This window comes from Streptomyces sp. NPDC054883, assembly GCF_053610645.1.
On record NZ_JBSGYT010000012.1, the window covers coordinates 95,254 to 113,981 of the forward strand.

At 70.8% G+C, this 18,728-nt stretch carries 18 protein-coding genes and 1 pseudogene; 12 read left to right on the top strand and 7 right to left on the bottom strand.

What is annotated here, in order from left to right; genetic code table 11:
- Positions 1–13 precede the first annotated feature (13 nt).
- The 3 genes from ACWGH1_RS12060 to ACWGH1_RS12070 all read right to left on the bottom strand — a co-directional run bounded on the left by ACWGH1_RS12060 (position 14) and on the right by ACWGH1_RS12070 (position 2,023).
- The gene (locus ACWGH1_RS12060; RefSeq protein WP_453351718.1) at positions 14–460 is read right to left on the bottom strand and encodes a DUF6098 family protein; all 447 of its coding nucleotides are present in this window, start codon (positions 458–460) and stop codon (positions 14–16) included.
- Between the two features lie 74 nt (positions 461–534).
- Positions 535–1,410, bottom strand: coding sequence for a glycosyltransferase family 2 protein (locus ACWGH1_RS12065; RefSeq protein WP_453351717.1), 876 nt, complete (start codon positions 1,408–1,410; stop codon positions 535–537).
- Between the two features lie 358 nt (positions 1,411–1,768).
- Entirely contained in the window at positions 1,769–2,023 is a 255-nt protein-coding gene (locus ACWGH1_RS12070) for a DUF6158 family protein (protein ID WP_453351716.1), read from the bottom strand.
- A 492-nt stretch (positions 2,024–2,515) separates the two neighbouring features.
- On the opposite strand from ACWGH1_RS12070, the gene ACWGH1_RS12075 reads away from it, so the two are divergent.
- From ACWGH1_RS12075 to ACWGH1_RS12095, 5 genes are all read left to right on the top strand, one after another.
- Complete coding sequence (locus ACWGH1_RS12075) at positions 2,516–2,932, top strand: STAS domain-containing protein (protein ID WP_453351715.1); 417 nt, start codon at positions 2,516–2,518, stop codon at positions 2,930–2,932.
- 210 nt (positions 2,933–3,142) lie between these two features.
- Positions 3,143–3,601, top strand: coding sequence for a DUF5709 domain-containing protein (locus ACWGH1_RS12080; protein WP_453351714.1), 459 nt, complete (start codon positions 3,143–3,145; stop codon positions 3,599–3,601).
- Between the two features lie 321 nt (positions 3,602–3,922).
- The gene (locus tag ACWGH1_RS12085; protein WP_453351713.1) at positions 3,923–4,915 is read left to right on the top strand and encodes a beta-ketoacyl-ACP synthase III; all 993 of its coding nucleotides are present in this window, start codon (positions 3,923–3,925) and stop codon (positions 4,913–4,915) included.
- Positions 4,916–4,972: 57 nt separating this feature from the next.
- Positions 4,973–5,206, top strand: coding sequence for an acyl carrier protein (locus ACWGH1_RS12090; protein ID WP_453351712.1), 234 nt, complete (start codon positions 4,973–4,975; stop codon positions 5,204–5,206).
- A complete protein-coding gene (locus ACWGH1_RS12095; protein ID WP_453351711.1) occupies positions 5,206–6,189 on the top strand; it encodes an alpha/beta fold hydrolase in 984 nt (327 codons plus the stop codon). The genes ACWGH1_RS12090 and ACWGH1_RS12095 overlap by 1 nt, the downstream gene beginning before the upstream one ends.
- 209 nt (positions 6,190–6,398) lie before the next feature.
- Here ACWGH1_RS12095 and ACWGH1_RS12100 read toward each other — a convergent pair whose 3' ends face one another.
- Positions 6,399–6,692: a YkvA family protein gene (locus ACWGH1_RS12100; RefSeq protein ID WP_453351710.1), complete on the bottom strand. Its 294-nt coding sequence runs from the start codon at positions 6,690–6,692 to the stop codon at positions 6,399–6,401.
- Between the two features lie 1,037 nt (positions 6,693–7,729).
- Between ACWGH1_RS12100 and ACWGH1_RS12105 the strand changes: the two genes are divergently transcribed.
- From ACWGH1_RS12105 to ACWGH1_RS12125, 5 genes and pseudogenes are all read left to right on the top strand, one after another.
- The gene (locus ACWGH1_RS12105; RefSeq protein ID WP_453351709.1) at positions 7,730–8,227 is read left to right on the top strand and encodes a hypothetical protein; all 498 of its coding nucleotides are present in this window, start codon (positions 7,730–7,732) and stop codon (positions 8,225–8,227) included.
- 1,261 nt (positions 8,228–9,488) lie between these two features.
- Positions 9,489–10,442, top strand: a complete 954-nt coding sequence (locus ACWGH1_RS12110) for an SDR family NAD(P)-dependent oxidoreductase (protein ID WP_453351708.1) — start codon at positions 9,489–9,491, stop codon at positions 10,440–10,442.
- Between the two features lie 490 nt (positions 10,443–10,932).
- Positions 10,933–11,289, top strand: a pseudogene (locus ACWGH1_RS12115) (tryptophan 2,3-dioxygenase family protein); the annotation flags it as partial.
- A 102-nt stretch (positions 11,290–11,391) separates the two neighbouring features.
- Positions 11,392–11,544 carry a tryptophan 2,3-dioxygenase family protein gene (locus ACWGH1_RS12120; protein ID WP_453408662.1) on the top strand — a complete coding sequence of 51 codons (153 nt, stop codon included), beginning with the start codon at positions 11,392–11,394 and terminating at the stop codon, positions 11,542–11,544.
- Between the two features lie 302 nt (positions 11,545–11,846).
- The gene (locus ACWGH1_RS12125) at positions 11,847–12,239 is read left to right on the top strand and encodes a hypothetical protein (RefSeq protein WP_453351707.1); all 393 of its coding nucleotides are present in this window, start codon (positions 11,847–11,849) and stop codon (positions 12,237–12,239) included.
- Positions 12,240–12,261: 22 nt separating this feature from the next.
- Here the strand turns inward: ACWGH1_RS12125 and ACWGH1_RS12130 are convergent, their stop codons facing one another.
- The 3 genes from ACWGH1_RS12130 to ACWGH1_RS12140 all read right to left on the bottom strand — a co-directional run bounded on the left by ACWGH1_RS12130 (position 12,262) and on the right by ACWGH1_RS12140 (position 14,640).
- Positions 12,262–13,251 (bottom strand): ATP-grasp domain-containing protein, encoded by a 990-nt coding sequence (locus ACWGH1_RS12130; protein WP_453351706.1) that lies wholly within the window; start codon positions 13,249–13,251, stop codon positions 12,262–12,264.
- Positions 13,248–13,499, bottom strand: coding sequence for a hypothetical protein (locus tag ACWGH1_RS12135; RefSeq protein ID WP_453351705.1), 252 nt, complete (start codon positions 13,497–13,499; stop codon positions 13,248–13,250). The genes ACWGH1_RS12130 and ACWGH1_RS12135 overlap by 4 nt, the downstream gene beginning before the upstream one ends.
- Positions 13,500–14,199: 700 nt before the next feature.
- A complete protein-coding gene (locus ACWGH1_RS12140; RefSeq protein WP_453351704.1) occupies positions 14,200–14,640 on the bottom strand; it encodes a VOC family protein in 441 nt (146 codons plus the stop codon).
- Between the two features lie 732 nt (positions 14,641–15,372).
- Here ACWGH1_RS12140 and ACWGH1_RS12145 point away from each other — a divergent pair.
- Both ACWGH1_RS12145 and ACWGH1_RS12150 read left to right on the top strand, forming a co-directional pair.
- Positions 15,373–15,846 carry a hypothetical protein gene (locus tag ACWGH1_RS12145; RefSeq protein WP_453408663.1) on the top strand — a complete coding sequence of 158 codons (474 nt, stop codon included), beginning with the start codon at positions 15,373–15,375 and terminating at the stop codon, positions 15,844–15,846.
- Between the two features lie 16 nt (positions 15,847–15,862).
- Positions 15,863–18,553, top strand: a complete 2,691-nt coding sequence (locus ACWGH1_RS12150) for an ABC transporter substrate-binding protein (protein WP_453351703.1) — start codon at positions 15,863–15,865, stop codon at positions 18,551–18,553.
- Positions 18,554–18,728 lie beyond the last annotated feature (175 nt).

Sequence of the window (18,728 nt, forward strand, 5' to 3'; positions counted from 1 at the left end):
CGCCGGCCGTGCGCTACGCCCGGTTCCCGCTGCGCGGGCTGCGGTCCAAGGGGCCCCACCGGCCGTGCTGCCGCGTGATCTCCTCCGTGGATTCCTCGATCACCGCCGGGTCGACCCACCCGATCGGCCGGACGTCGGTGACGAGCGGCTCGTTGTCCGGGCCACGTCCGTTCTCCGTGCCCTGGAGCAACCAGGGGCGAACGCGCGGGTCCTTCACCCGTGGGAGGTGGGCGTAGTCGTAGAGGCGGCGCGCGGCCCACACCCGAAGTGGTCGCTCACCCCACCAGGTTTCCACGTCGAGCGGGTTCGCGGACAGCCCGGGCAGGGGGATGCCCGTCAGTTCGTCCCGGCTGACAGGGGCGGGGAGGTCGACTTCCGGCCCCATCGACCAGCGAACGTACAGCCCTGGCCGCCGGTCGATGAGATCGGCCAGTTCGTCGAGCGATCCGATCGCCGGCATCTGCGTCGGATGGTGGTCGCCATGCACTCTGGGCGGCTACCCGGACTCGTGGCCGGCATGCGGCGAGGGGGCTGTCACGGCCGGGTTCCCGCCCGGTCCAGGCATCGGGCGGCGGCCTCGACCGCGGCCGGGAGCGGTCGCCGCTCGCGCAGTGCGGCCGGCAGCCGCCGGACCATCCCGTGCAGCGCGGTGCGGGCCTCCGGGTCCCACCGGGACGCCAGCACGAGTTCGCGGGTATGCCGCAGGGCGACCGGCAGTGGCCGGCGCAGCCAGGCCGTCAGCGCGGCGTTGCGGCGCTGTACGGCGGGGCGCCCCGGCCTCGCCCCACCGGTCGGGCAGTGGACGGCGACGACGTCGGGGCAGTGGCAGACGCCCCAACCGTGCGCGGCCAGATCGTAGGCGAGCAGGGTCTCCTCCCCGCCCAGGAACAGGATCGGGTGGTAGCCGCCCGCCTGGAGGAAGGCATCCCGCCGGGCGACGGCGGCGCAGGCCAGGAAGCCGAGCACCTGAGGCCCGGGCAGGTCGGCCGCGAGTCCCAGGGGGGAGGCGGCGAGCCTGCCGTTCAACGGATCGGGTTCGCCCCGCGGGCCGACGTGGACGCCCGCCGCGAGCAAACCCAGCCGTTCGTGCCGGTCCAAGACGTCAGCGGCCCGTCGCAGCGACCCCGGTTCCCACCAGGAGTCGTCGTCGCTGAAGGCAACGTAGGGCGTGGTGGCACGGCGTACGCCGAGGGTGCGGCCCGGTGCGCCGAGGTTGCGGCCCGGTGTGAGGACGGTGGCACGCGGGTGGTGCTCGGCCACGGCACCGGGGGTGCCGTCCGTCGAGGCGTTGTCGACGACGATGACGGGTGGCGCCTCGGGAAGCGCGGCCAGCCGGTCGAGCGTGTGCAGGAGTTGGACACGCCGGTTGTGGGTGATGACGACCACAGTGACGCGTGCGTCGGGAGTCACGGCCGGGGCACCTCCGGGTCGTCGGACGCCATCGTTCGACCACAACGCAGCTTCGCCCCGCCCCCGACGGCGAAGGCGGGACGGGCCGACAGCCTAGGCAGTCCGTGCGGGCGTGTCCCCCTTCAGGGCGTGTATGGGTGTGTCGGGTGGCTCCGCTTGCGCCGATCGGGCCCGACCCGGCGGACGCGTTGGGCCCCGCCATTGACGGGCAGGGGCCAGATGCGGTCATTGCCGTTCATGCGGCGAACCCCGCTCGGCGTGTCCCTTGGGTGACGTACGCGCTGATCTGCGTATTCCCGGTGTCGTCGAGTCGGTGACGGGCGACAGCGGGTCGGGGAAGGCGCGCCGGCTGGACGCCTCAGCCCTCTGTCTCTTCGTCGCCGGTGCGGGCCCGGGCGCCCGAGCGGGTGCGGCCGGGACTTTGGGCGCGCTGCGGCTGCCGGCGCAGGTACTCCTCTTCCAGCTCCCGCATCCGCTTCGTATGGGTTGCCAGCGCGTCGTCGGACCCGTGCAGCAGGGTCTCGTGCCGCGTGCGGTGGATGGATTCCAGCTCCTTGAGCAGTTGCCTTTCCTCCAAGTCGCGGGCGGACATTCCCACCTCGTCGTCTGTCATGACGGTAGGTCTCCCTCTGCTGGTCCACGGATCTGATGATGCGTGCGGGCGGCGCGAGCACCCCGGCCGCCCGGTGGCAGGCCTTCTCCGCGGCAGCCCGCTCCTCCACGGCCTACCCGGAGGGGCGCAGCGGGATGCCCCCGATGCCGGCTGAGGTTCCGGATGGCCCACCGGCAGGGGCGGCGGGCGTCGGCGTGGACGGGACGCGGCCACGGTTCACCGGGCCGACGGACGCCGGTCCGGGCCCGAGGTGAAACTCCGTTTCGCCACGTTGCCGGAGCGGGTCCGTGTGACGGCGCGCTCGCCAACGCCAGTCGATCTCGGCGAGTGGATCGCGGGCGGGGCCGGCCGCCCACGGGCCCGCTGACAGGTGGCCTGGCGGCGCGTCCCGTGCGGCTGTGCCGGGGCGTCGGCCAGGATGAGGCGGGGGTTGGGGGCCGATCGTCGAAACCGAGAGGATGAACGAGGGTGACCGGGGCCTTTCATACACAGGTGCGACAGGGCGGGACTTCCGTGCTCGTCAGCTGCGGTGGTGATCTCGACGCCGCCGCCGGACCCGCCCTGCGCGCGGCCCTGGCGGCGCTGCCCGCCGGCGCGACGACCATCTTGCTGGACATGCACGGGGTGGACTTCGCGGACTCCGCCGGACTGCTCCTCGTCCTCGACTTCCACCGCGGCGCGCAGGCCCTCGGACTGCGGGTCCTGCCGGTGGGCTGGCAGCGCCAGCCGCAGCGCGTGATGGCCGCATTGGCGAATCTGCCCCCGGACGTCGGTGACGCTCCACCCCCGCCGGAATGGGACCGGGTACTGGCTCTGGCCGGGTTCCGCCGAATGGTCGCCCAACGCGCCGAGGCGGCCCGCGGCCGGACCGTCGACAGGAAAGCCGGAGCCCGAGCGGCGTCCCGTTAGCGCTGCCGCCACAGGGGCTCGCGGCGCCGGCGCACAAAAACGCACCCGTGGGCGGGCCCGAGGCCGTGCCGATTCGTCCGCCGCGCGGTTGACCGGCCCACGACGACCCCGACGCAAGCACACACGCGTGCTTAAAGCCGTCGAGGCGGGAAAGGCGCAGACCGCAAGGCAGGAAGACAGCCGTACAGGCCGACGTGACGGGGAAGTGCCATGAGCGAAGACCAGATGGCGGATGACGTGTACCAGCCCACCGGAACGAACGAGGAGCAGGAGGACGCGGCCCCGCTGGACCTCCAGAACGCCATGGACGAGCGTTCGTACGACGACATGCTGGACGAGGGCTACTCGCCTCCCGAGAAGCCGCTCGGCGTGACGAAGTTCGGTACGACCGCCGCGGAACAGCACGAAGGCGAGTCCCTGGAGGAGCGGCTGAGGCAAGAGGTCCCCGAGGTCGGCCAGGACCCAGTTGATGGACCCGGGGACGGGGCGGAACTGCCGGACCCCGAGACCGGTACTGCTCGCGCGGGCCGTCTGACTGCTCCGGACGAGGGCGCGCACCCGGACACGACGAAGGAGCTCATCGCCGAGGACCACGGTATCGATGCGGGTGCCGCGAGCGCCGAGGAAGCCGCCGTCCACGTCGTGGAGGACGAGCCGGACGAGGCCTGACAGCCTGGTCCACCTGGCGGGACTGCTGCCCGGGGCCACCGCGCAATGATGCCCCCGGGTGGGTCACGTCCGGCGAGCCTGTGAGGCGATGGCGCTTTCGAAGGCTTTTCCGGTCAGCAGGGGGTCCGTTCGAGGGGTAGTGCCTTTCACCGGTGTGGCTGCGGGGGTGCGGCGGTGGGCATTCGGCTATGACTTGACCGATGCGCACGGCCGGCGTGGAAGCGGGGCTCGTCGCCTTCCGGCGTGCGCGCCGCCCGACCAAATGGAGCATGCGTGACCGACCTCCCTGCTGGCACGGCTGGCGGTCGGGGTGCCGCCGCCGTGCTGACTGGCCTGGGCGCGTGGCTGCCGCCGCGTCGCGTGCCCAACAGCGAGTTGTGCACGCGCATCGACACCTCGGACCAGTGGATCCGCGAACGCATCGGCATCGCCGAGCGCCGGATCGCGGAACCGCACATCGCCACGGGTGACATGGCGGCGGAGGCGGGCGCACGGGCCATGGCCTCCGCCGGCACCGATACCGTGGACGCGCTGGTGTTGGCGTCGAGCACTCCCGACCACCCGTGCCCGGCCACGGCGCCGTGGGTCGCCCACCGCCTGGGTCTGCCGCCCGTGGCCGCGTTCGACGTCATGGCGGGCTGCTCGGGCTTCGTGTACGCCTGTGCGGTCGCTGCAGGCCTGATCGCTTCGGGTACGGCGTACCGCGTCCTGGTGGTGGGGTCCGAGGCGATGACCTCCATCGTCAACCCGGACGACCGTACGACCGCCCCGATCTTCGGTGAGGGGGCCGGAGCCGTCGTCCTGGAGGCCGGCCCGCCACACGCCGAAGGGGCGTTGGGGCCCGTGGCGTGGGGCAGCGACGGCTCGCTAGCCGATGCCATCGTGGTCCCCGCGGGTGGCGCCCGCGGGCGTTACGGTCGGCGCCTGGCGGCGCCCGACGACCATTTCGTCCACATGCGCGGCAACGAGGTCTTCCGGCACGCCGTACGAAGGATGACCGCTGCCGCTCGGGAAGCGACCGCCGCGGCCGGCTGGGAGATCTCCGACGTCGACCGGCTGATTGCCCACCAGGCGAATCAGCGCATCACGGCCACGGTCGCCGACAGCCTGGACATTCCCGTGGCGCGTGTCCCGTCCAATATCGAGGCGGTGGGCAATACGGCGGCTGCCTCCGTTCCGCTGCTGCTGGCGCGTGCCGCCGACCAGGGAGAGCTGAAGCCGGGCCACAAGGTGCTGCTCGTCGCATTCGGCAGCGGTCTCGCCTGGGCAGCCACCACGCTGGTGTGGCCGGCCGGTCTCAGCGCCCGTCTCTAGCGTCCACCGGCCGCCCGGGATCCAGGCGGTCGCCTTCCCCATCCGGAGGCAACACCGATGGAATTCGACCAAGTCAAAGAGATCCTGACCGGCAAGTGCGGCCTGCCCTCCGGGCCCGTCACCCCTGACGCCTCCCTCGCAGGCGCCGGTATCGATTCCATGGCCCTGGTCGTCTTGTCCCTCCACCTCGAGGACCATTTCGGCTTGGAGATCAGCGAGGACACGCTGTCCACGGCGCCCTGCGTCGACGACATGGCCAAACTCATCAGCCGACACGCGGCATGCGGCTGATGGCCCGCAACGATGTACTGTCCGCGCCCGCCGCGGGAGCCGCGTCGTACGTCGAGGAACTCCATCACCTGAGTTGGCGCGGGATGAGGTACGCCTGCCGGATCGTGCACAGCGGTCCGGCGGACGAGGAAGCGGGGCAGCGGCCACCACCGATCGCGGAACCCCTTCTGCTGTTGGGCGGCGCGTTGCAGGACATGTACGCCTGGCCCCGGCTGGAACGACGCATCGCACCGCACACCCCGGTGATCCTCGCGGACCTTCCCGGTACGGGCGACGCGGACGACCTGCCCGAGGAGGACGGCTTCGACACGCTGGCCACCGTCGCCCTGCACTTGCTGGACGAGCTGGACCTGCCGCGCGTCAACGTCCTGGGAGCCTCATACGGAGCGCCGATCGCCTACAGGCTCGCCCAGCGTTGCCCCGACCGGGTGAGACGCCTCCTGCTGGCCGGTGCCACCCACCGGGTCACGGGTGCGATGCGGGCCTTCCTGCTGGAAGCCGTCGGTTACATCGAAGGGGCGGCTCCCGGGCATGGCGAGCCGCTCGACGGCACGTGCCCGGAGAACGCCGAGTACGCGGACCGGCTGGTGCGGTACCTGGTCAACACCGACGAGCCCGACCGCGTCAGGCAGTCGGCAGCAGTCCAACGCCTGCTGCGCCGACAGGCACTGCGCACCACGTGGAGCCAGGCACGACGGCATGCGGCATGTCACCGCCGAGTCCTGGATCCCGCTCTGATCCCGCCGGGCGGCATCACCGGCGTCCGCACACTGGTCTTCACCGGAGAGCACGACCTCACCACGTCCCTGCGGGAGAACCAGGACGTCGCCCGCACCATCGCCGGCTCCACCCTCGTACTGCTCAAGGAGGCCGACCACATGGCCCATCTGGAGCGGGAGGCGGAATACGCGCATCTCGTGCTGCGCTTCCTGCGCGACGAGCCGATCGACGGCCTGGAGTATCTGCACACGGTCCGGGCCTGATGTCCTTCGGCGGGAAGATTTCAGCGGACCCCCTTGATGTCGAAGGGCCGCCGAGCCGGCAGCCGAGGGCGGAGCGTCTGCAGAGGGGCTTCCGGGCCAGTGCGCCGCTGTTCTCGCGAGGGCGAACGGTCTGTCCCGGCTGCTGTTCGACACCCTCGTACTGCCCGGCGATGAGGCCGGCCAGCTGGTCGGTGTCTCTCTCCCCTTGTTCACGAGGGAGCGGTGTCCTTGGGCGCGGGCAGCCGGGCCGCTGCCGCGTGGAGCGAGCGCAGGGCCAGCAGCAGGACGCCGATGTCGTCCAGGTAGACCGGATCCGGGATCAGGTCCACCGGCGAGACCGTGTAGAGCACGGCGATCCAGAACAGGGCCTTGTCCCGCAGCGGAATCCCGGCATCGAGGAGTAGGCGCCGTGCCTTGAAGACCCGTACGAGCAGTACGGCCGCATAGAGCGCGAGCCCGGCCGCGACGACAGCGGCCAGCGTGAGCCAGACCTTTCCATCCATTTCCGCCGTATACCCGGATCGAGCGCGCATGACCTCCGACTCCGGGCTGCACGCCGGCACGAGGACCGGGGCCGGCCGGACGAGACGCGGCAGGCGGAGATGGCGTCGACGCCCGCAGCCGCGAAGTCGCCCTGGCGCGCAGCCCCCGGGGGTGCGGGCCGCGCAAGCCACCGGCGCCGGCTCCGGAGACCGCTGCCCTGCGCCCGGTCCTATTGGCCAGGCCGCGCACCAGCCACGGCAGCACCGGCCACAGCACGAACAGCCCGGCCAGCGCGAAGAGCCTGCCTTGGCCGGCCCGCCACCGCCCCAACCGCCCCTGGCTCCCGGTCATGAGGACCACACACCCGGGTCGGGCGCCGTCTGCGCCGTGGGCATCGCGGACCCGAACGGCACCCGGCACGCCGCTTACGTGAGAGCGCTGGAGAGCGGGGCTGGTGAGGCCAGGCGTGGGTCGAGCCGACAGCGGAGTCCGGCTGCTGCCCTGCTGATTTCCTCCGGCTGTTCGCCGTCTTCCGGCACTCCGGGGAAGACCATCACGGCCGGGGGCCTCGTACCGGCTGATCAGCTGCCACCGCCGTTCACCACCCCGGCGATCAGGACGTCCAAGATGTCGTCGTCCAGTGCCAGACCAACGCTCTACGGCGTTCGCCGTCACGGAATGCGGGCAGCTCGGGCGCTGGGGGCAGCCCAACACCGCCTGGAAGAGCGGGAGAAGCGCGGGCATCGGCCACTACGGACGGTCGCCAGCCGCCATGATGGGGACTTGTCACGTCACCTCATCTCACCCGACCGGAGCGGAGCCAGGTATGCGTCATCCGTTAAGAGGGTTCGCCGTCGCCACCCCCACCATGGCGCTGCTTCTCGCCGTGGCAGGCTGTTCGGATGGGGCCGCGGCGACTGCGTCCCCCGTGCCCTCGCGCACCGTGGGCACGGCGTCCGCGCCACCCGGCACGACCACCCCGCCGATCCCGACCCCGGCCCCGGCTACCCGTGCGGCTTCGCCGGCTTCGGCAGCGGAGTGCGTGGACACCGGCGCCATGGACCAGGACAAGCTCACCAGCTACCTCGGCCGGCTGAAGAGCAGCAGCGGCTCCTACGGCAGCAAGGCCTTGAAGATCGACGGCGCGGGGCTGGATTTCGCTCCCGACCCGACAGAGCGCCCTTGCTCGGCGGTCAAGGTGACCCTCAGCCGGTTCTGGGTGGACCTCACCCCCGGCGGAACCACCTCGGGCCTACCCGCCCGGCCCTCCCCTGACCAGAAGTTCCGGTACGTGCTCATGGACCGGCCCGTCCTCACGGTCGGCCCGGCGGACGGGATCGTCCCCGGCAGCGTGCCGCCGCAGTCATCGGCCTGCAGGGGCTCGCTGTCGATCGTTCACACGGGCCCCGACATCACGGAGGCCGACTTGCCTGCCGACCTCCAGATGCCGACGTCATACACGGAGGCCGGCCGCGGCGCCATGGACGTGAAGGTCAAGTCCGACCGCGCGCTCGCGGCGACGTTCGTACCTCCGTCCGCCCCGCGGGGCTGCTGACTCCGGCACGGCGGTGTGAGGCCGCCTCCTCGCCCGGGATCCGCGGTGGCCGGACCGCGGGACGCGGCGAGGCGGGTGACCCCGGGGGCACCTCAAGTGGCTCGAGCCGAAGGTGCCGCGAAGCGAGAGCCGAGCCCGGCAGTCGTCACCACCGGGGGCATGTGGCGTGCACCTGCCCTGAGCGCAGCAAGTACGGGGTCGTCACCGCGCGAGTGGCCGGCGGACGGCCGGCTTCCTCCTGCTGTGCGCCGGAGCACTGGCCGCAGCCAACGCCGACTCCTCCGACTGCGGGGCCATCGCCCACTCCGCGTGTACCGCCGGAGTGTGCCACGAGGCCTGACCGCCAGGCGTCACGGCGGAGGTGGCGGTGGGGGGGATTGGACAGGCACGCGGTTCACCCGCCTACGGTTGGTCGCCGCGACAGCGCCGCGTTCCCAGACGGGCAGCTCAGACATCACTCAGCCGCCCTCCGCCTGCCGCAGTGCCCTACACACCCGGCACCGGGAGTTCCCGCGTCCCTTGTCTGCATGTCGGTGTACGGCAACCGGGCGCAGGGACCGGTCCAGCTCGGCGCCCAGGTGACGGGCACGGCCGGTGCGGAGCGGCTCTACACCGCTCGCCCGCCACCCGGCGGGGGCCGACCAGCAGGGATGGGTGCACAAAACCCCGGACAGGGCGATCAGCCGGCGTCGCAGCGCGGTCGAACCGCATCCGGAGGCCGCGAGCAGGGCGGCGAGGAGCAGGGCAGGGAGCAGCGGCGCATGACTGTCACCTTGCCGTACCCGAACCTGGAACGGCCTCGCGGCGTCCCTCAGATGGATGGCGGCCGGTAGCCCGCCGGGCCATCGCGGGCAGGGATCCCCACGCTGGCGCGGGGTCCCCGCCCGCTTGAGCGCGAGGAAGGCCCGGGGGAGACGCCGAGACCGCTGGTTGAGTCGATGCCGGGACAGGCTGCGGAGTCGGTGCAGGGCGCTGCTGTTCACCCTGACCGGCCCGGGTGGGCGGGTGCTGGTGCAGACCCGCCGCCCCTGGTCCAGGACCGGTTCCCCGATCTGGTGGCCGCTGCCGGGCAGCAGCGGCCGCACGGCCCCTCTTCCGGTCATTTGCTGGATCGTCCATGGTGCGAACCCCTTGATCACAACCGAGCGCCTCGCGGTGTCGGTGATCTGTAGACGATGTGTCGGTGGCCGTTGGAACCATGGCTGCCGGGTTGCCCAACAGGGCGGCCGTACCAGCCTCGCCAGCAGGGGAGCCCCTCGCCATGTGGTCCACGCCTTCCACTCCGCCCTGGGATGCTCAACGGCTGCCGCGTGCCGACGGCAGCGTCTTCCTGGTCACTGGCGGCAACGCCGGCATCGGGTACTTCGTCGCGGAGCAGTTGTCGGCAACAGGGGCTGCCGTGGTACTGGGCAGCCGGAACCCCACGAGGGCCGGGGCTGCCATGGCTTCGATCCGAGCGCGGGTCCCCGGAGCCCGGATTCGTGCCGTGCAGCTGGACCTCGCCGACCTGTCCTCGCTCGAAACGACGGTGGAAGCACTGGAAGTGGAACGCCTCGACGCGGTGGTCCTCAACGCCGGCGTCGCGCTCGACGACCCGCCGCGAAGGGCGACCGCGGACGGTCATGAGCTCATGTTCGGTACGAACCACCTGGGGCACTTCGCGTTGACCCAACGGCTCATGCCGCTGCTGTCGGCTGCGCCGACAGCCCGCATTGTGACCATGGGCAGCTTCGCGGCCAAGTCCGAGCGGCTCGATCTGGACGACCTGCAGTCCCGGAAGGGCTACCGGCCCAAACGCACCTATGGACGCTCCAAGCTGGCGCAGATGTACTTCGGCTTGGAACTCGACCGTCGGCTGCGCGTCGCGGGCAGCAGCACGGTGGCCAGCGTGGTGGTCCATCCGGGCGGTGCGCTGGACTCTCTCACCCCGTCACGACCGCCACTCCATGCGCGAACTCTTGGCGCACGGCTGAACTCGGCACCAGCGGCCCTCGTCGTCCAAGGCAAGGACGCCGGCGCATGGCCCGCGGTGCGGGCCGTGCTCGACCCGGCTGTGCGCGGAGGCCAGCTGTGGGGACCGCGCGTCTTCGGTCTGCGCGGCCGGCCCCGACGCGAACCGGTGTGGAACCACCTAGCCGACACCTCGATCGCGGCGCGGTTGTGGACGGCAAGCTGTGATCTGACCGGCCTCGACCCCGATGCCGTTCCTGCGTAGTACCCGCCGCGAGCCGCGTTGACCAACATGTGCTCAGCGGCCGATCACCGCGCCCAGCGACAGCTCCGACCGCGCGCGCTGCCTGGCGCCCGATCGCCCGTCCTTGAGTGCGCGGTGGGCTCTCCCGTGGCCCCGGGCCGGTCCTTTGGTGCCCCGGGTGCGGATCGGCGGCTGCCCCGGTCGTTGGCCGGTGGTCCGCGGCGCCGGAAGGGGCCCGATCGTCGGATGTGAGGCCTCCTGGGGCCGAAACGGTGATCAGCGAGAACGATCCGCCCTGCGGGTCGGCGCGGACGCCATCCGCCCGGCCGCCATACCGAAGGCCGGCCCGAGGAGGCTGCCGCCGGCGCGGACGGCCACGGCCTGTCCAGGTGGGTCCCGGCCACCCGGACACGGCAAGGATCCCCGCGCGGGAAGAAGGGCAAGGGAGCCGAACGGGTGACAATGCCCGGCCCCATGGCGCGAGACGTGCGGCCATACGTCCCCGCAGCGATCATCGGAAACCATGGAAACGCCCTACGCCTGCTACCTGCGGCTCCCCGATCTGCTCACACTCCAGCAGCCCCGAACCGCCGACGAGCACTCCGCGCAGTGGGTCGACGAGCACTTCTTCATCGTCGTGCACCAGTCGGCCGAGGTACTCGCCGGCCAGGCACTGGTGGAGCTCACAGGCGCGTCCCGGCACGCCCAGCGTGGCGAGGAGCGGGCGGCTGCCGCCTCCCTGCGCCGGGTCGCGGCGCTGATGGACGTGCTGGAGGCACACCTCGGGCTCCTCGAGCATCTGAGCCCGGAGAGTTTCGCGTCGTTCCGTCCGCTCCTCGACAACGCCAGCGGCGGGCAATCCCGTCAGTTCACCGAACTCTTCCGACGCATCGCCGACCCCAACCTCCTCGGCCCTACACCCGACGGTGAGCGAACAGGACGGCGGGAGACGGCCGACGCGCTGTGGACGCTGCGTGCGGCGGTCACCCGTTGGCGGACGAGGCACCTCCTCCTCGTCGAAAGGATGATCGGAGACGAGCCGGGAACCGGTGGCACTTCAGGGTTGGCCCATCTTCGCGCCCGGATCTACCTGTCGTCCCGCAGTGTGGGAGGCCCGGATTGATCTCGCCGTGGGCGGGTGCCCGTGGTATGAGGCCGATCGAGATCGGATCGCGTGAGGACGCGGGTGCGAACCCGCACTCTGCCCCCAGGGGCAAGCAGAGGTCGCAGGCGCGACTCCGAGCGGGGCCCGGAGCTGTGCTGCAAGGGTCAGGCCGGGGCCGGCGAGGTGGCCGCCGATCGCATCAGGCCAGTACTGCCGTTGCTCGAGCCCGGTGCTTGTCCGCGCGGGTGCCCCCGTCGACTTCTGTGGCGGCAAGGTCCCCGCTGTCGCGATCGACCAGTGACCAGGCGCCCTCGGCCAGGGTGGCTCCTCGACCCCACGGCGTCTGCGACTACTACTGGGACCGTCCCGTCGTCTGGCTGGTCGAGGAACACCTCGTCGTAGGCGGCCTGGGTGACGACGAGGACGAACTGCTCCCCGGCGCACGCGTCTTCCTCCTCGGCCGCGACCACGGCGGGAGCGTACTCGAAGAAGTCGCGACCTTCGCGGACCGGACGGCCACTTCTTCGCCGCGGACGGCCTGCTGTTCTGGCCTGAGCGAACTCCAGGGCTGCTACGACTCCTTCCGTCGAGGCGACGACGACGTGGAGAGCGAACTCGCCGATACCTGGAACAGCCGTCGTGGCACCAGTCTGCGCCGGCGAGTCGGTCGCGCAGTCGTCGTTGCGGACTCGTCGCGGCTGTGGCGGTCATAGGCGTACGGGCCCGTACGCCTGCCTAGCCGTGGCGTTCGCCGTTGGCGGTCGCGGCCGTCGTGATCAGGTAGTCGGCGAAGTGTTCGGTCAGCGGCTCGCCGGTGAGCGGTTCCAGGAAGAGGAACTGCCCCTGCGGGTTGACCTCCAACCAGACGGGTTCACCTCCCGGCGTGAGCTTGATGTCGATCACACCCATGGGCAGCCCCAGCCGGTCGAGCACCGTACGGACCAGTCGGGCCAGGTCCGGGGGGACCGGCCACCGTGTGATCGGGACGTTGAGGTCGGGGCGCCAGTCCAGTTCCTCCGTCTCGATGAGCGCCGCGAACATGCGCTCGCCGAAGCAGTTGAGCCGGATGTGGTGCCGGCCCGGAACGTACTCCTGGTACGTCGCCGGGCACACCGCGAAGGACTCCGCGGGCAGCGCCCGTGGGTCCTCGATCCACCGCGTGTAAAGGGACGGACCCCGCGCGCCCACGACGGGCTTGACGATGACCGGCCCGATCTCCCGGGTGAATTCCACTACCTCGTCGCGTGATTGCGTGATCAGCGTCCGCGGCACGCGGAAGCCGGCCTGCCGGGCCACCCACAGCTGGTAGACCTTGTCCGACGCCCGGTCGGTCGCCTCAGGCGGCGAGATCCACTCCCCGTGGAACGAGGCGGCGAGGATGCCCCCGAGCGCTCCACGGCAGTCGTTGTTGACCAGGCTGACCTGCTGTGCGCCGAGACCCGCGCCGTCCGAGCCGGCGGCGGACATGGTGAGCTGCTGCTCCGCCCGCGCGCGGCGCCACCACAGCAGCTCCGCCTGCGCGGGGGGAACCGTCCGGCCCTCCGACGTCGGCACCGCCGCCGAGGCGCCGGAGCCGTCCGACGTCCCGGACAGGTGCCAGGTCAGGCCGGGTTTGCCGCTCACCCCGTCGCATTCCAGGATGTGGAACTCCTCACCGCGGGCGCGCACCGCGTGCTGCACCGCGATCGCGTGGAGGTCGTCGTGGAAAGACAGGGCCAAGATCATGCCGCGTCGCACATGTCGGAGCAGCAATGGGGCCCGCACCCCGTCTCACAGGCGTGGCCGGCCAGGTTTTCGGCGGAGATCTCAAGACCGGTGGTGGTCCGGAGGGCTTCCTCCCAGGCCTGCAGCTCCTGGGGTGAATTCAGCTCTACGAATCCGGTTGCCTGGGTGCTGAACACCACCGGCGGGGCGGTGCTGGTGAAATCGTCATGCTTCTGGTCCAGGGGCTCGCCAAGCTTGAAGCCGTTCATGACAGCCTCCCTCGGTTCTCTCGCCCCCCGAGTCTCGTTTCTGGATTCCTTCTCCTTCCACTGAACCACCGTTGTACCGAGGGCGCATCCAGCCGGCCGTCCCTGGTAGATGCTTCAACCAATGCTGGAAACCAGCGTGTTCGCGGCGCGAGAGGCGACGGCCGAAGCGTCTTCTGTCATCGTGAGCATGGGGCGAGTGCCCGCGCCGGCACAGGCGGTTCCGCCTGGGAACCGGGGTCGGCGGGTTCGTCGGCCGGGGACTCCGTTGCCCTCTTCGCGGCCTCGCAATGGGGTTCCCGGTCTCCGGAGCCGGCGTGACTTGAGCCCCTTGTCGATCGGGGCCGGAGAAATGGTGCCCGCGCTCAGGAGGCATTGACGTCCTCGACCCCGCCTCCCCCACGGCGGTCCTGCTGAAGCCGCCGACACGCTGGGACCTGTCGAGATGTTCCAGTTCAGCCCGGTGCCCCGCGGCGATGAAGCCGGTCCTGGACACCATCGGCACCGGCCTGCAAGATCCGTCATGGGGGTACTCGCTGTCGATCATCCGCGGTGACGTTGCCGAGATCGGCTGATCGTGTCGCCCCGATTCCCGTCGGACTGTGTCAGCTTCCTGTTCGCGGCGGCGCCGGTGCTCGCGTTGCGCTTGGGCTCATTCGCGGGGGCGCAGTACTTGTCGGCTGCATGGTCGGGTTTCGCCTTCTCAGCGCAGTTGCTCGGCCAGTCCGACGATGATGCCCTCCGGGCCGCGCAGGTAGCAGAGCAGATAGCTGTCCTCGAAGCGGGCGATCTCGCCGACGAGTTCGGCGCCGTGAGGGCGCAGGCGGGCAACGGTGTCCTCGATGTCGTCGACGGCGAACATGACGCGGTGCGTGCCCAGAACGTTGTGCGGCCGGTCGCGCGGCCCGGCGCTCGTCGCCGCGGGGCTGCGGTACTTCGCCAGCTCGAGCCGGCTGTGACCGTCCGGGGTCCGGACCATCGCGATGTCACAGCGGACGCCGTCGAGTCCCGTGCACTGGTCGGCGAAGAGGCCCTCGACCTCCGCCCTGCCCTCCAGCTCCATACCGAGTTCCACGAAGAACGCGATGGCGGCATCCATGTCCTCGACGACGATGCCGACGTTGTCCATCCGCTGAATCGCCATGCTGGCTTCTCCTTCTTCCTCGTGCGGCCGGTGCTGGCCGCTGATGTCCCTGGGACGGAGCCGGTGGCACGTTCTCGACATCCTCGGACCGTCGAACTCCGAAATACCCGGATCGCGCCTCAGACCGTTCCGGCTTCAGGGTCACCGGGGCTCCGTCGTGTCCGGTCAGTCCTGCGGTTGCGGCCGGTTTCCGCCGGACCCGGGCACGTCGGGGACTCGCTCCGCGACCTGCGTCCCGCCCCTGCTAGGCGGCCTGCTGATGCTAGCGGCCTTCGCCCGCAGCGCCCACGACACGTACGACGCGACATACGGAAGCACCTCCTTCCACGGCATCGGCGGCGTCTTCCTCCTCGGTGCCGGCTCCCTCACCACCACCGGCCCTGGCCCTGCTCATCGCCCGCACCCGCTACCACCGCTTCTTCCGCGACGGCCGCACCGCGGTCGCCGAGCTCCCCATCACCGAGGACTGACTCTCATGCGCACGCTCGCCATCGCCGCCACGCGGACCGACCCCGTACCCCACGACCTCGAAGCGAGCTGGCAGCGCTTCGCCCGACAGGTCCGCACGACCCGCGACCTGTTCCCCCAGGTCCAGCTCGTCGTCCCCGAACTCCTGCTCGCCGCCGAAGGCGCCCCGCTCCAGCCGGCGTCGGAGAACTGGACGGAACGGGCCGCCGTCTCGATTCCGGCCCGCTCACCGACCGACTGTGCACCCTCGCCGTCGAGACCGGTCTGTGGCTCGTCCCGGGAAGCCTCTACGAGCACGCCACGGACGGGAACCCCTACAACACCGCCCTCGCGATCTCGCCCGAGGGCGAGATCGTCGCCCGCTACCGCAAGGTCTTCCCCTGCCCCCCACCCGCGACCGTGAGATGGAACTCGTCTGTGCGCCAACGCCTGGACCAACCAGGTCCGATGTACGTCGGCGGCGGGGTTCCGCACACCGGACTGGATGAAGGGCGGTCCCGCGTACCCCGACGTGAACAGTGGCGCACGCCTTTCAGCCGGCGCGGTAGCGCCTCCTGGCCCGAGGAACCCGCGCATTTCCCGGCGGCGCGGTGTTGCACCCCGCTAACGTGGCGTAACTCACTGCCGTTGGGGGGCAGGCGGCCGGTAGCGACCGCCGGGGCGTGGTTCCACGTGGCCGAGCCCTGCCGTGCGGCGGTGTATCCGGTGGATGGCAGGCTTCGCCGCCTGGCGCCCTGATGCGCAGAGGAGCAGCGTGCAACGGCCGCTTCCCCAGGGGATCGAGTACCTCATCGAGCAGTTCGACACGTTCGCGGGAAACCGGGGTGCGAGCCGCCGGTTACCCGTGATGCTGCTGAAACGGGATGCCGCTTTCCCCGGGGCCGCACAGGCATCCACCGGGCGCACGGTCATCTCGGGGTACAGGGAGCGCCTCTGCGAGGAGGACCTCGACCGTGCGGTCGACCTCGTCCCCCATGCCCTGATCCAGGACGGTGACACCACCCCGCGGGACGCCGTTCCCGGCGAGGTAGCCGGCGGCGTGATCGAGCAGCACGTCGCCCTGCTGGACTCCATCGTCGAGCAGCTGGAGAGCACGATGCCCCCCGGCGCCGGGGAGCTGCGGCTGCCGCGGTTCCACACCTGCCGCGCCGCCCTGAACGTGTCGGTCGGCGCCGGGTCCACGGCAGCCAAACGGCGCCGGCTGCGCGACGAGCTCTACCTGCAGCTACTGCTCCGGCGCCCGCTGCTGGGCACACTGGCGCGCCTGGCCGGTGCAACCGGGGGCAACTTCCTGGTCAACATCTGGCTCTCCCTCTTCGAGCTCTTGGTCGTCGGGCTGCCCCGCCGGGTCTACGGCCTGTGGCTCAGCAGACCCCGCAGCCTGCGCTGGGTCGGCTCGCGGCGCCCCAAGGGCGCGAACTTCCTGCGGATGGCGCTGACCATCACCCCTTCCGGCACCTCCCGGAACAACCACGCCCTGATCCAGCGGATGCTGCTCATGGCCCTGCTGAACGACCTTTCCAGGGCGGCCGCGCCGTCCCGGCTCTCGGTCTACCGGGCCCGCCGGCGCTGGCCCTTCGTCCTCCTCCTTCCCGAGGTCGGCGAGGAGGGCACGCCCGTACGCCAACTGCTCGACACCTACGCGGACATCGTCCGCACCGAGCCGCCCGCGCCGCTGATGGTCCTCGGAGCCCTGACGGGTGAGCCGCCCTCCTACGCGCAGACCGTGCCGGCCGACCCCCGCAGCGTGACCGGTCTCGCCGACCGTGTGCACAGGCTGTACACCCGCGGCTCCTCATCGGCCGTGTACGTCGTCCCGCTGTCCGCTGACGACGACGACGGGCCGGCCGATCGCTGGCTGGAGACCAACCCGAAGGTCACCGTACGGGCGAACGGCCGCGGCGACTACGTACGGGCCGTGGCGGCCCCCGCCGTGGTGCTCGCCCTCGTCGCCGGGGGCCTGTACTTCTTCGAGCACGACACCGGAGTCTCCCCGTCGTGCCACAAAGTGAACACAGGAGAGATCGTCGGAGTCACCGACGGACAGGAGTGCCATCTGGGCATCCCGGGCCGGGACGACGAACTGCTCGCCCTGGAGGCGGTAGCGGCACAGCAGAACCACGCCGCCGTGACCAGCGGGCGCCCCTACCGGACCGTGGTGTTCTTCGCCCCGCTCACGGCCGAGCCCGGTGACTCCACCCCGGTGAGCATCCAGAGCCTGCGCGGCGTGCTCGCGGCCCAGGACCAGGTCAACGGACGCGAGGGCGACGTCGTCCAGATACGTCTGCTGATCGCCAACGCGGGGAAGTACTTCGCGTACGGATCTCAGAACGGTGCAGCGCCCGACGTCGCGAAGGAGATCGTCGATCGCAAGGACCGGGACAAGATCGCTGCCGTGGTGGGCATCACCCAGAGCCGCCCGTCCTCGTTCGCCGCGGTGGGGGAGATCTCGGCCGCGAGCATTCCGGTGATCGGCAATTCCGTCACGGGCAGCAAGATGGTGGACGAGCGGGCCCCCTCCTACTACTTCCAGGTGTCTCCCTCGAACGACCGCATCGCCGAGGTGATGGCCGAGTTCGCCGCGTATTCCGAGCAGATCGGTGAGGTGACGACGAGCAAGGACGGTGGCAGGACGGCCGTGGTGGTCTACGACCCGGACGACGAGTTCTTCAGCTCCGACCTCCAGCGCAAGTTCGCCGAGCACTACAAGGGCGGCAAGATGGTCACCGTCCCTTACTACGAGAACCGCAACGGACAGATCGTCTCGGAAGTGGCACGGGACATCTGCGCGGAAGTCCGGGCCTCCGGTGGATACATCCTGTACGCGGGCCGCTCGGGCGAGATGCCGGAGCTCTTCGACGCCCTCCAGGGGAGCGCGGACTGCCGGAAGGCGGACGGGAAACCGGTCGCCGTCTTCGCCGAGAGCACGGCCGCGACCTACATGCAGGACCCCGCGGACATGCTCAAGAAGCACTCCGTCCTGAAACCGTTCTACGTGATGCTGAACAACTCCACCGGCACGGAGAGCCCCGACAGCCCGTACTCCGAATTCACGGTCCGCTTCCGGACCGTCTTCAAGGACGGCTCGGTGCCGGAAGGGAACGCGGCAGGGGCGTACGACGCCCTTCGGGTGGCGTCCGAAGTGATCAACTCGGTCTACGCGCAGTACAAGACGCCGCAGAACAGCAGCGCCCCGTTCCAGCCGACGGACGTGTACGCGCGGCTCTCGAACCCGGGCGTCCAGAACTTCTCGGGCGCCTCGGGCCTCCTGTCGCTGGACAGCCGGCACAAGTACCCGCCGAACAAGGCGGTCTACGTCCTGGAGTCGCACATGGACAAGAGCGTGACGACATGGATGGCGTGCGGTCTGCTGCCCGACCAGCCACCGGGCATGAACAACCCCGCCACCTGGGGCCGCCCAGGCAAGACACGGCCTTGTCCCTAGACCGCGGAGCACGTCAGGTGTGAACGCCTCGCGGCCTGGGAGACGTGTGCTGCCACGAGGTCGGACGCAGTGCGGTCGACGGCCTCGTAGCGCCGGGTCTTTCACCCTGCGGGGCAAGGGTGTACCTGTCCTTGGGAAGGGGCGCCCCGTCGCCTTCGGAGACGGAGGCAGTCGA